Annotated in this window: 7 protein-coding genes; 6 read left to right on the top strand and 1 reads right to left on the bottom strand. The window is 59.7% G+C overall.

Going from position 1 to position 13059, the window contains the following annotated elements:
* Positions 1-130 precede the first annotated feature (130 nt).
* Genes FDY93_RS05985 through FDY93_RS05975 form a run of 3 tightly spaced genes read left to right on the top strand, consistent with a single transcriptional unit; the run spans position 131 to position 4213 of the window.
* Positions 131-1717 carry a serine hydrolase gene (locus tag FDY93_RS05985; protein WP_138234844.1) on the top strand — a complete coding sequence of 529 codons (1587 nt, stop codon included), beginning with the start codon at positions 131-133 and terminating at the stop codon, positions 1715-1717.
* Between the two features lie 9 nt (positions 1718-1726).
* A complete protein-coding gene (locus FDY93_RS05980) occupies positions 1727-2785 on the top strand; it encodes a S66 peptidase family protein (protein WP_138234843.1) in 1059 nt (352 codons plus the stop codon).
* Between the two features lie 36 nt (positions 2786-2821).
* On the top strand, positions 2822-4213 hold the full coding sequence (locus tag FDY93_RS05975) for a Na+/H+ antiporter NhaC family protein (RefSeq protein WP_138234842.1): 1392 nt from the start codon (positions 2822-2824) through the stop codon (positions 4211-4213).
* Between the two features lie 50 nt (positions 4214-4263).
* Here FDY93_RS05975 and pulA read toward each other — a convergent pair whose 3' ends face one another.
* Positions 4264-7710 (bottom strand): pullulanase-type alpha-1,6-glucosidase, encoded by a 3447-nt coding sequence (pulA, locus tag FDY93_RS05970; RefSeq protein WP_246068478.1) that lies wholly within the window; start codon positions 7708-7710, stop codon positions 4264-4266.
* Positions 7711-8090: 380 nt separating this feature from the next.
* Here pulA and FDY93_RS05965 point away from each other — a divergent pair, with 380 nt between their 5' ends.
* Genes FDY93_RS05965 through FDY93_RS05955 form a run of 3 tightly spaced genes read left to right on the top strand, consistent with a single transcriptional unit; the run spans position 8091 to position 13054 of the window.
* Positions 8091-9161, top strand: coding sequence for an efflux RND transporter periplasmic adaptor subunit (locus tag FDY93_RS05965; RefSeq protein ID WP_138234841.1), 1071 nt, complete (start codon positions 8091-8093; stop codon positions 9159-9161).
* A gap of 4 nt (positions 9162-9165) precedes the next feature.
* Complete coding sequence (locus FDY93_RS05960; protein WP_138234840.1) at positions 9166-12291, top strand: efflux RND transporter permease subunit; 3126 nt, start codon at positions 9166-9168, stop codon at positions 12289-12291.
* A 58-nt stretch (positions 12292-12349) separates the two neighbouring features.
* Positions 12350-13054, top strand: a complete 705-nt coding sequence (locus FDY93_RS05955; RefSeq protein ID WP_220446113.1) for an alpha/beta fold hydrolase — start codon at positions 12350-12352, stop codon at positions 13052-13054.
* Positions 13055-13059: the final 5 nt, after the last annotated feature.

The following is a 13059-nucleotide window of genomic DNA, read 5'->3' as shown; positions in this document are numbered from 1 at the left end:
TGAATGAATAATTTATGATATACATTAAAAACCACGATTGATAAATTATTCGCGCGACTGCGCGGCGTCAACCGTAAAACGAGCCCTGGGCGAAAAAGGGCGAAATAATCACAATAAACAGAGGCAGCATATGACCGCGCGAACATTGGCGATGTCATTTTTCCCGATCGCGGTAGTGTTGCTCGCTGCCTGTGAACGTCCGCCCATGGATGCCGACAGCGCTGCACAATATGTCGAGCGTGTGCTTGAAGAAGAACAGGTGCCCGGCGCCGCGGTGGGCATCTGGTACCGGGGCAAACCGCTGCTGTTACAGGGGTTTGGGGTCACCAATGTGGAGCATCCCCGGCCGGTGGATGATAAGACGCTGTTCAAGCTGGCTTCCACCACCAAAGCATTCACCAGCGCAGCGCTGGGACTGCTGGTGGAGGAGGGAAAGATCGACTGGGATGGCCGTGTTGTCGATTATCTGCCCCAATTTCGGCTCGGTGATTCCTGGGTAACTCAGGAGTTTCGGATTGTCGATCTGCTGACCCATCGCTCCGGTCTCGGCCCCGGGGCGGGTGACCTGATGCTGTGGCCGCAGCCCAATCAGTATTCCCGCAGCGATATTCTGGCCGGGCTGGCGCATCTGCCGGTTACCGGGAGTTTTCGCGCGGATTACGCCTACGACAATCTGCTGTATATCGTCGCCGGTGAGCTGATAGCTGCGGTCAGTGGTGTGAGCTTCGAAGACTTCGTACAACAGCGGCTGCTGCAAAAAATGGGGCTGCAGAACTGTTACGCGGGCCCGGTACCGGCAACCGCGAGAGAAAATCTCGCAGATCCCCACAGGCTTGAGGCAGAGGGCCTGGTGGTGGATACACCCAACCTCGCGGGTGACGACCCGATTGTGCTCGCGGCAGCGGGCGGCATGCACTGCAGCGCCGGTGACATGCTCACCTGGCTGCGCACTCTGATGGCGGGTGGCGAGATACCTGGCGGTGAGCGTCTGCTCAGCGAGGAGACTCGTGATCGCTTGTGGCGGCCAGAAACCCTGATGCCATTTTCCCCCGAGCGCGCCACACGCGACGGCGGTCATTTCTATGCCTATGCGCTGGGCTGGCGTGTGCAGGATATGCACGGCAAGCGGGTGATCCATCACACCGGTTCCCTCTCTGGCATGTACGCCTGGGTGGCACTGGTTCCGGAAGAAGACCTGGCGCTGGTGGTATTGATGAACCGCAGCGCCGGTGCCGCGCGCCAGGCACTGATTTACGGCCTGCTAAAACCTTTTCTCGGCGCGCCGGAACAGGATTGGCTGGCCTATTTCCAGAATCTTTACGGCACTCCCGCGGAAGCCGTAGAGCCGGAAGTGCTGCCGCCGCCGGCGGGCCTCGTCGCGGTCGATGCACAGGAGCTGCGCGGGCGCTACCGCGATCCGTGGTTTGGCGAGATGGAAATTTTTGCCGATGGCGGACGCCTGCGCTGGCGCGCGCTGAAGTCCCCACGCCTTACCGGTACGCTCGATTCTGCAGGCGAGGGCGTATGGGCGCTGACCTGGGACGACCGCAGTCTCAACGCCGATGCCTGGCTGATGGCCGACCGCGACGATAACGGCGCGCTGATTCTTACCATGCGGGCGAAATCCCGCGGAACCGACTTCAGTTACGATTTTCACGACCTGCGATTTTCGCGCGTCGCTGCCGGGCGCGATGTGGAAACGGCGCAGGATCCCTGAGGAGAACCCATGCAACGGCGCAAGCTGATCAAGTCCATGCTGGCCGCCCCTCTACTGGGGGCGGCAACGGCAACCGCGAATCCACCGTCAGTAAGCAGCGGCGATGAACCCGGTCGCGAACTGCTGCGTCCCAGGCGCCTGCAGCGCGGTATGACGGTTGGTCTGGTGACCCCGGCGAGCAATGTCTGGGAAGATGAAGACATCCGCTTTGCGTGCGATGTGGTGGCGTCCCTTGGTTTCAAGGTCAAAGAAGGGCAAAACCTCTACCAGCGCACCCAGTACCTGGCTGGACCAGACGAGGCGCGCGCAGCAGATTTCAATGCCATGTTTGCCGACCCGGATGTGGATGCGGTGTTCTGCCTGCGTGGGGGCTACGGCACCCCGCGCATTCTGCCACTGCTCGACTATGAAAATATCCGCCGCAATCCAAAAGTGTTACTGGGCTATAGCGACATTACCGCGCTATTGAATGCCATTTATCACCGCAGTGGTGTCATCACTTTTCACGGTCCCATCGCTGCGCAGAATTTTACCGATTACACTCTGGGCGAATTTTCCAAAGTGCTGATGCACGGCGAGCACCCCGTGCCGTTGGGGGCGCCACCGCCTTTCGAAAGCGCGCCGGGGCGAGTGGAAGACAAAAACCGCATTACCCGTTTTGTTGGCGGCCGTGCCCGCGGTCGCCTGATCGGCGGGAACCTCACTCTGTTGACCACACTGCTGGGCACACCCTTTGAGCCGGACTTCCGCAACAAAATCCTGTTTCTCGAAGATGTCGGCGAAGCGCCTTACCGCGTCGATCGCATGCTCACTCAGCTGTGGCTGACAGGAAAGCTGCAGCAGGTGGCGGGGATCGTATTCGGAAAATTTACTGAAGCGAAAGTGGAGGGCAACAGCTTCAGCATGGAACATGTGTTGCGCGAACGCTGCCTGAACCTCGGCGTACCGGTAGTGCGTGGGTTGATGATCGGGCATGTGGAGGATCAAACAGTGGTCCCGGTGGGGGCCATGGCAGAGCTGGACGGCGATGCGGGTACGCTGGTGCTGCGCGACAAAGTTGTTGCCTGATTCATTCAATTTACGACCGAAAAGAATAAATAAAATATGGCCCCTACCTGGCTCACGTTGTTACCGCCTTTTCTCGCGATAGGTCTTGCGTTGCTAACCCGCCAGGTTTATCTGGCGTTGTTTGCCGGGATCTGGCTTGGATTTTTCCTGCTCAATGGCTCCGGCATTCTGCCCTCGCTGGCGGAAGCGCTGGACGGTGTGCTGGCGGTGCTGGCAAACCCCGGCGATGCGCGGGTGGTCATGTTCACCCTGGTGATTGGGGCGTTCATCATCACCCTCGAGCGCAGTGGTGCGGTCAGCGGCTTTGTGCATTTTCTTGAGCGCAGCCGCTGGGTGACCAATGGCAAGCGCGCGCAGTGGATGGCGTGGCTGGTGGGGTTGGTGATATTCATCGAGTCCAACATCACTGTACTCGTGGCTGGCACCGTGTCGCGCCCGTTGTTTGATCGTTTCCGGATCGCGCGGGAAAAACTCGCCTACATCATTGACTCCACATCCGCCCCAGTGTGCATGCTGATCCCGCTGAACGCCTGGGGGGCTTTCAATCTTGGTCTGCTGGATGGCCTTGGTGTCGACAACCCACTGTCGGTATTGCTCGCCAGTATTCCCCTGAATCTCTACGCGATTTTTGCGGTGGCGTTAACCGCATACACCATTAGCCGGGATTACAACCCGGGTTCGATGGGCGAGGTACAGGCACGCGTATCCAGTAAAAAAGAAGACACTTTGGACATTGCCGGGTCCATAGGCCAGGCGGCGGATATCAAGCCGCGCGCGATGAATATGCTGATCCCGGTGCTCATCCTGATTGCCGCCATGCCTTTGGGGCTCTGGATCACCGGAGATGGAAAACTGTTTCAGGGTTCCGGTTCAACATCTGTTCTGTGGGCATCACTGGCGGCACTGGCTGCAATTTCCGTGCTTGTGCTGATTCAACGCAGTATGACGCTGGACGAGCTTAGTCATACCTGGATGGAGGGTGCCGGGCGCATGTTGCCGCTGGCAATCATTCTGGTGCTGGCACTCGCACTGGGTGCAGTGTCGAAAGCACTTGGCACAGGGCAGTATGTGGCGGGTCTGGTGGGTGACAGTATTCCGCTGGCGTGGCTGCCGACGGTAATTTTTCTGGTATCCGGTGTAATTGCCTTTTCCGTCGGTTCCAGCTGGGGGACCTTTTCCATCATGCTGCCAATCGCCATTCCTGTGGCCTCGGCGCTGGGGGCGGAGCCCGCATTGTTTGTGGCGGCGGTCCTGTCCGGTGGCGTGTTCGGTGACCATGCGTCACCGATTTCCGATACCACCATTGTTTCATCGCTGGCGGCGGGAACCGAGCATATGGATCATGTGCGCACCCAGTTGCCTTATGCGCTGAGAGCGGGTGTCGCAAGTGCTGTGGGTTTTGTCGTGCTCGGTTATTTTCTACTGTAGAAGAAGGACTACGGGTGGCAATGCCACCCGCATTACTTCAGGGCACCTTGTCAGCGAAGTCGTCTGCGCATCAGGGCCAGAGCCAGCAGAGTCAGGACTCCGAAGCCCACGGAACCGCCGCGCTTGCGGCCATTGCGATTGTCCTCCTCAATTTCCTCTTCGGGTTCTTCGTCTACATCACTGGAGTCATCCTCACGGTTGACAACAAACACCGCCGTGGTGCGCGCAGGCACGGTAAATACGCCATTGTCGACGCTGGCCGCTGCCAGTGCTGTATCGGCGGATGCCTGCTGTACCGGGTGCAGGGCGAAGGGCTGGTCTGCGGCTGAGGCGAGCGTGAACTCGACGGTATCGGCAGAGCCGTTGAACAGCGCGAGTATCTGCGAGGTTTCCTCGTCATAGTCTCCGGTCGGGTCGTTCAGGTGCATAGCGATCAGGCCCGGAATCTGTTCCGGTCCGGTATTTTCGAACGACACTACAGACTGTACTGCCTCTGCACTCGGCAAACGGAACAGCCCGCTGCTCGCACGGATCTGCAGCCACTCCTTGAAGACGGCCAACGCAAACTCGCGATCACTCTGTTGTGGTGCGATGGCCGGATTCGCCAAGAGCGGCGCCATCAGTGACCAATTGTCTTCATTCTTGTCTGCAATCGGCAGGCCGATGCCCCAGTTGTCGGTGGCCAGGGAAAAGTCCAGCGCGTTGAACCAGTCGCCGGAGTTGTAGCTGTCGCGGTCCATGGACTTCGAGCGCAGGAACTCCTGGCCGGCGTGAATGAACGGCACACCCTGGGCGAGCAGTACCAGCGAATTGCTGAAGTTTTGCAGGCGCACCCGGTCAGCGAGAGACGTTGTACTGTTGGCCTTGATCTGGATACCGTCGAACAGCGTCTCGTTGTCGTGTGCAGCCAGGTAGTTGATGGACTCCTGTGGATCTGCGGTATAGCCGGTGACCTGACCGTTGTAGACCAGTTCCGCGCCGGTGAGCTCGGTTCCAGTGGAGTCGGTCAAGATGTAGTCGGAGAGGTTGCCTGCGAGGGATAGGCGTACCTTATCTGCCAGTGTTAGCAGGGTGGCGCGCTCGTCGATACCGCCGAATTTACCGTTGCTGTCGGTGAACAGACCGGTACTGAATCCCTGTTCGTCATAGCCGCCAAACGGGTTGCCGCCGCGGGCACTGTCGCGCAGGCGATCGTTGAAGGTGCCTACGCCAGTGCCGCTCATATTCCCCTGGCGCGCCTGCACAAACCGGGCATCGTCCGCCACTTCGCCGAAGTTCCAGCCTTCGCCATACAGATAGATGGCCGAGCCATCGACGCCGTCACTCTCTGTGGTGAGCGCCTGCATATCCGTCGCCACGTTCAGGATATTTTCCTTGCTGTGGTGTCCCATCAGGTCGAAACGGAAGCCGTCCACTTTGTAGGCGGTAGCCCAGGTTTTGATGGAATCGCGCATCAACTTTTCCATCATGGTGTGCTCGCTGGCGGTGTTGGCGCAGCAGCTGCTCATTTCCACAAAACCTTCGTCGTTGCGGCGGTGGTAATAGCCGGGAACGATCTTGTCGAGAATGGAGCGCTCGTACTGGCCATAGGAACTGGTGTGGTTGTAGACCACATCCATCACCACGCGCAGGCCCATGTTGCTGAGCGACTGCACCATCTCGCGGAATTCGAGGATGCGCTGCACCCCGTTCGGATCGGTGGCGTAGCTGCCTTCCGGCACGGTGAAATGCAGCGGGTCGTAACCCCAGTTGAAGCCGTCTTCATCGCGGATGGCATTCACGGCAGCCTGTTGCTCATTGCTGTCGGGAGCGTAGACACCGAGGTCCGGAGTCGTTTGCTGGGCCGCACGGTCTTCATTCACGGTGGCAAAGTCGAACGCCGGCAGTAAATGCACATGGGTGAGACCCGCATTGGCGAGTTCTGCCAGGTGCAGGCTGCCGCGGCCATCTTCGGCGAAGGCCGCGAAGGTACCACGCGCCGTTTCACTGACGGAGTCGTCGCGGATACTGAAATCGCGCACGTGCAGCTCGTACACGCTGATGTCTTCCGGTGCCGCCAATGCCGGTTTCACCAGGGCATCCCAGCCTTCCGGTTTGAGGTCGGCGTCGTTCAGGTCGACGATCTGTGATTTGGCCGAATTGGTAGAGAGGCTCAGGGAGTAGGGGTCTGAGACCCAGTTTGTTTCTATTTTGCGGCTCGCGTAGGAATAGACCTCCACTTCGTACAGGTAAAACTTGCGATTCCAGTCGACGCTGGTGGATGCGCTCCACACGCCGTTGGTTGAAGTCATTTCGATTGAAGTGGTTGGTTCGTACTGATCCGCGGTACTGAACAGGTGCACCTTGACGGATTTTGCGGTGGGCGCCCACAGCGCGAACTCAATGGCATCTTCGCCGACGGTGGCGCCGAGGGTGCCGTCGTAGGCGAAGGCCGCATCGAGCAAGCCCGGTGTTTGCACGCCGGTGGCGTCGACGATCTTGCCATCGGCGTTGTAGATGGCCACCGCGAGCTGGCCTTTCACCAGTGCAGTGATGTCTGTGCTCTCCGGCAGGGTAAACGCGGTGTAATTGGCCAGGTGTGGGAATTTGGCTTCTGCGGTGTTGGACATGCCGCTGGCATTGTGGGTAAGGGCGATTTCCAGATCGCCGGTAACGCCGTCCGGACCCAGCACGAGTGTGGCGGAATCGCTGGCCACCAATTTGGCGCTGCCGCCCTGTGGCAGGCTCACCGGCAATACGATGGTGCTGGCGTCCACCCAGTGGGCCTTGTCGGTTGTCAGATCACCTTTGGGAACGCCGTCGGTGCTAACCACCACGCTTTTGGTGGCGCTGTTAAAGGCAAAGTAGACTTCCTTACCCGTTTCTACGGTGAAGGCGATATTGTTGCCACCGCTGCCGTAGCTCTCGTCCCAGCCCTCGTGCAGGGCCGCTTTCATTTCGTAATCACCCGCTGGAATCTCGCTGGTGATGAACGTGTAAATTCCGTCTCCATCCACATCCTGCATCCAACTGCGCAGGCAGTCTGGCTGCCAGTCGCCGGGGCAACCCAGTTCACTCTGGAAGTTGCCTGTGGCCGTAACGATAGAATGCCTTGTGTTGTCGGTGATCCATTTGCTCTCGTGGTCGTACAGGAACTTGACCGCTCCATCGGAGGCAAGGGTCAGGCCGATATTCGGGCCGCTGGCATCGCCGTTGCCGCCATAATTCTCATCCCAGCCGCCGTTGATGGCGACTTTGTATTCATAAGTGCCTGCCGGGAGCGAAAAAGTGCCCTGCCAGATATCGTCATCGGCATCATAGGTGAGTTGCGACGCGGCGCAATCCGGCTGCCAGTCTCCATCGCAACCGATGGCACTCTGGATGTTGCCGGGAATGTTCACCATGGAAAGCTCGGAGTTGCTGCTCGCGTGGGCGCTGCCGTGGATGGATGCCGAGATGGCCACTGCCAAAAGCGAGGCCGCACGGAAGTGCCCCCGCAGGAGGAAGGGTGCATGCATGATTGAAGACCTGAATTTTGAAATTTAGTTATTGAAATTATCTATGCTGTCGCGGCGCGATCTGACGCCGCCGCTCACCGGTTTATCATCGCTTTGAGCGGCTCCCCTCAAACTGACAGGCAGCTTACGGCCCATAAAAACCGGAATCTGAATTAGAGGTCACAGGTTTGCCAGTGGCATCCCACCCCATGAGGGCGGAGACAAAATATGAACAGGGCGGAGTGGGTCGCTGGCCCGCTCAGGCTCGGGCACAACATTTCTTTACATTTCAGTGCTCCATTTGCGGCCGATTGGCCTAACCAAACATGGAAACCACAAATGAGAATCGGTAACCTGCATAACCTATCTTTTGTGAATATCGAAAGCCGACAGGTGCGACCGTGAGTTTCTCCAGATTTATTGCCGCCTTCCCAAGCCGCACGACGGGCCTCGCCTGTCTGTTATTACTGATTGCCGCGATGGCCGGTTGTGCATCGGATAGCAAATCGGCCCCTGCTCACCGCGAAGTACCGCCACAGCCGGTAGTGATGGAGGTAGTGGAGTGGTCGCCGCGCCGGGTAAACATCGAGGCAGTGGGCACCTCGCGGGCAATGAAGAGCGTTACGCTCTATCCCGAAGTCAGTGGTGAAGTGGTGGAGGTTTCCGCCGCTGCGGGAGAGAAAGTGAAGGCGGGGCAGACCATCGTACGCCTGGACGATCGCGATCAGCGTCTGGCGGTAGAGATCGCCAGTATCGAGCTTGATGATGCGAAAAAACTTTTAAGCCGTTATCAGCGCACCCGCAGTTCCGGCACTGTGACCGAGAGCGCGCTCGACGATGCGCGCAGTGCAGTGGAACGTGCTCGCCTCAACCTCGACCGCGCCCGGGTGGCGCTGGACTATCGCTCTATCAAAGCGCCGTTCGACGGGTATATCGGTATCACTAACCTCGATCCGGGGGCGCGGGTGGAAACGGCTACTGCCATTACCACCATCGATGATCGCAGCAAGCTGCTGGTCACGTTTCAGGTGCCCGAGCTGTTCATGGGACAGATGCAGCACGGGCAGAGCATCGCCGTAGCCACCTGGGCCAACGGCAGCCCCCCATTTCACGGGACGCTGGTGGATATCGACAGCAGAATAAATCCCGAAACCCGCACCTTTGCCGCCCGCGCACTGGTGGATAACAGAGAGGATCTGTTGCGCCCGGGTATGAGTTTTCGCGTATCCCTGGCGCTGGAGGCCGGCCGTTATCCGCTGATTCCGGAGGTGGCGCTGCAGTGGGGTAACGACGGCGCTTTTGTTTGGGGCGTTGAAGAGGGTAAGGTCAGACGCATACCGGCGACCGTGGTGCAGAGGGTGCAGGGCGCGATTTTGGTGGATTCGGATTTGCCAGAGGGCATTCACGTGGTGACCGAAGGCACCCAGCGCATGCGCGAGGGCCTGAGCGTTGCCAATATCGCGGGGTTGTAAAGCGATGAGCGAACAAACCCCAATCCAGTCCGGGAATATTTTCCGCAGCGATATCGCCTCCCTCGCCATCCGTCGGCCGGTGCTGATCCTGGTGTTGAACCTGCTCATTGCCATTGCCGGTATCGCCGCGTTCAGCGCGGTGGAAGTGCGTGAGCTGCCAGACGTGGATGTGCCGATCGTGTCCGTGCGCGGCACATTGCCCGGCGCCTCCCCGGAAACCATGGACGCGGAAGTGGCCAGTATCGTCGAGGGTGCGGTGGCGCGTGTTTCCGGGATCAAGCACATCGAGTCTTCCAGCGAGGAAAACAGTTTCCGCATCCATATCGAATTCAATTCCAGTGTCGATCTGGATACCGCCGCCGCGGATGTGCGCGAGGCGGTGAGTCAGGCGGAGCGCAATCTGCCGGAGGATGTGGAGCAGCTGACGGTGGTGAAGGCCGCGGACCAGCCGGACCCCATCATGCAACTGGCGGTGACCAGCGACACCCTGAAGGACGAAGCGCTCACCTACATCATTGAAAAAGACATCATCCCCGAGCTTATTTCCATCAACGGCGTGGCCGATGTTCCGATTTCCGGCCAGCGCCAGCGGGTGCTGCGGGTGGTACTGGACCCGCTGCGCCTGACCAGTTTCGGGTTATCTGTGAGCGAAGTGGCCGCGGTGCTCGAAGATGCGCCGCTGGATGTGCCTTCCGGCAGCTTTAATTCCGTGGACCAGCAGCTGCTGGTGCGCACCGATGCGTCCACGATTACCGAAGAACAGGTGCGCGATACCATCGTGCGCGGCGATATCCGCATCGGCGATGTGGCCCATGTGACCTTTGCGCCGGAAGATGTGCAGTCGCTGGTGTTCCTCAATGACCGCCCGGTGATCGGGCTCGGGGTGGTGCGCCAGGCCCAGAGCAACACCATCGAGATCAGCGACGCGGTGTACAAAAAAATTGCCGCGCTCAATGCCCGTTTCGACAATCTGAAAATTACCGTCACCGAAGACCGCGCGATTTTTATCAAGGGCTCGGTGAAAGAAGTGGTCACCAGCCTGATTTACACGGTGCTGATCGTGGTTGCCGCCATCTGGCTGTTTTTCGGCAATATCCGCACCACGCTGGTACCCAGCACCGCCATTCCCATCGCGCTGGTAGGCACACTCGCGGGTATCTGGATGATGGGTTTTTCCATCAATATCCTGACCCTGTTGGCGATTGTGCTCGCCACCGGCCTGGTGGTGGACGACGCGATCGTGGTGCTGGAAAACATCCAGCGCCTGCGCGGCATGGGCTTGGGCGCGCGGGCCGCGGCGGTGCTCGGTACCCGCCAGGTGATTTTTGCGGTGCTCGCCACCACGGCCGTGCTGGTGAGTGTATTCATCCCCATTGCACTGCTGCCCAGCACTGCCGGGCGCATGTTCCGCGAGTTCGGCCTGGTGCTCGCCACCGCAGTGGCGCTGTCATCGATTGTGGCGCTGACGCTGGTGCCCATGCTCACCGCGCGTATCACCCGCAACACCGAAAGTACGCCGGGCTTCCCACTGTATCGGCGCCTGGTAAACATCGGTGAGCGCCTGGCCAATATGTATTCAAACAGCCTGGTGGCGTGCTTGCGCCACGGCTGGCTGAGTTTTGCGGTGGCCGTGTCGCTCGCTGTCGGTGCCGGTGGCCTGTACCTGGCAATCGGCAAGGAACTGCTGCCGGCGGAAGACCGCGGCATTATCTACATCATGGCCAATGGCCCCGACGGCGTGGGCCAGAACTATATCGCCCGCCAGGCGGAACATGTGGAGGATGTGGTGCGTCCACTGGTGGAGCGTGGCGATGCCACCGACATCATGTCCCGCGTTGGCCAGTGGGACCCGAACCGCGCGCAGATCGTACTCACGCTGGCGGAGTGGGATCAGCGCAGTATTTCCCAGCAGGATCTGATCCGGGAAATCCAGGGGCCTCTGGACCAGATCCCCGGTGCGCGTATTCATGTTGGCAGCCCCAACAGCCTGAATCTGCGCGGCAGTGGTGGTGGTATCGAAGTGGCGCTGGTGGGCAATGACTACCGTCATATTTACGACGCCGCGCGCGAGATGGCGCGCGCCATGGAGGATCGACTGCCACATCTGAGCCGCCCGGATATCAGTTACCGTCCGACCCAGCCGCAGCTCTCCATCGAGATCGACCGCCGCCGCGCCGCCGATCTGGGTGTGCCGCTCACCAGTATCGCCACCACCCTGCGCACGGTGGTAGACGGGCTGGACGTGGTGGATCTGAACGTGGGTGACCAGGCGGTGCCGATCATACTGGAAACTTCCGACAGCACGATTTCCTCGCCGGAAGACCTGGTCAATCTCTACGTGAAAAGCGAGCGCGGTAATCTGCTGCCGCTGTCGAGCATGGTCACTCTGCGGGAAGAGAGTGTGGCCGCGGAGCTGGATCGCCACGGTCAGCGTCGCGCTATCGAGATCAGCGCGGGTCTGCCGCCAGGCTATCCGCTGGCGACCGCAATGGAGGAAATCCGGAATCTCGCCAAAGAAATTCTGCCGGGGGATGTGGGCATCACCTTCCTCGGTGAAGCGGATTCACTGGAAGAGAGCTCGCGGGAAGTGGCCATGACCTACGCCATCGCCGCGCTGGTGGTGTTCCTGGTATTGTGCGCGCAGTTCGAGGGTATCAGCAGTGCGGTGATCGTGATGGTAACCGTACCTTTCGGACTCGCCGCCGCGGTTTACGCGCTGTTCCTCACCGGTACCACCATCAATATTTTTTCCCAGATCGGGTTGGTGATGCTGATCGGATTGATGGCGAAGAACGGGATTCTGTTGGTGGAATTTGCGGACCAGCTGCGGGACAAGGGTTACAGTGTGTACGACGCAGTAACCGAGGCCGCGCGCGTGCGTCTGCGCCCCATTGCCATGACCATGCTCTCCACCGTCCTCGGCGGCCTGCCGTTGATCCTGAGCAGCGGCCCGGGCGCCGAAGCGCGTACCGCCATCGGCTGGGTGATGTTCGGTGGGCTCGGCCTCGCGGCGCTGTTCACGCTTTACCTGACGCCGGTGGTTTACCTGGGCCTTGGGCGTTTCCACAAGCCGCGCTCGGTGGAAACCACGAAATTGGATGAAGAGCTGCAGGCAGCCAGTCGGTTGTGAACCAAGGCTTCTGGTGGCCGGTGACCCATCGCCAGCTATCTCTAAGATGGAGAGTCTCGTGAATCCCCCCTCAACATCGCTCGCGCTGATTCCGGGTTATATGCTGGATGAGACGCTCTGGAACACGTTCAAAAATTACCTTCCGGAGGGCTGGTCCACCGCCGATGCCTCCCTGGGCGACGGGCAGACGATTCGCGAGATCGCTGCGAATATTGCTGATCGTTTGCCCCTGCGATTCGTGTTGGTGGGATTTTCTCTGGGGGGCTATGTCGCCAGGCAACTGGCCGCGGATTTTCCCGAGCGTGTGGACGCGCTCATCATTGTTGCCAGCTCACTGCGCGACGACACCGAGCAGCAGAAGAAGGTAAAGCGGCAGGCGCTCCAGGCGATTTCGGCAAAAAGTTTTAAAGGGTTGAGCAACACCACCATTGCGCAGTCGCTGCACCCGCGCCTTGCTGCGGATACTGAAAAAATTGCGTTCATCAAAGCAATGAGCCAGCGACTGGGGTACAGCGCGCTGGTGACACAGTCACAACTGGAGCGAAAGGACGTTCCCGCGTCCTCTATCCGCTGCCCGACGTTGGTCATTGCGAGCGCGGACGACGCGTTGCGGTCCCGCGAAGAAGCGGAGGAACTGGTCGCTGCGATTCCCGGCGCCGAGCTGCAAGTGATTGACGATAGCGGCCATATGATTCCGCTGGAACAGCCGCGGGTCCTGGCTGAAACCATCGTCCACTGGTTGTCCGGAAAACATGTTTCTTGACGACT

The organism is Microbulbifer harenosus, assembly GCF_005771435.1.
GTDB lineage: Bacteria > Pseudomonadota > Gammaproteobacteria > Pseudomonadales > Cellvibrionaceae > Microbulbifer > Microbulbifer harenosus.
Note: the sequence above shows the minus strand (reverse complement) of the source record. Positions and strands in the feature narration are given on the sequence as shown.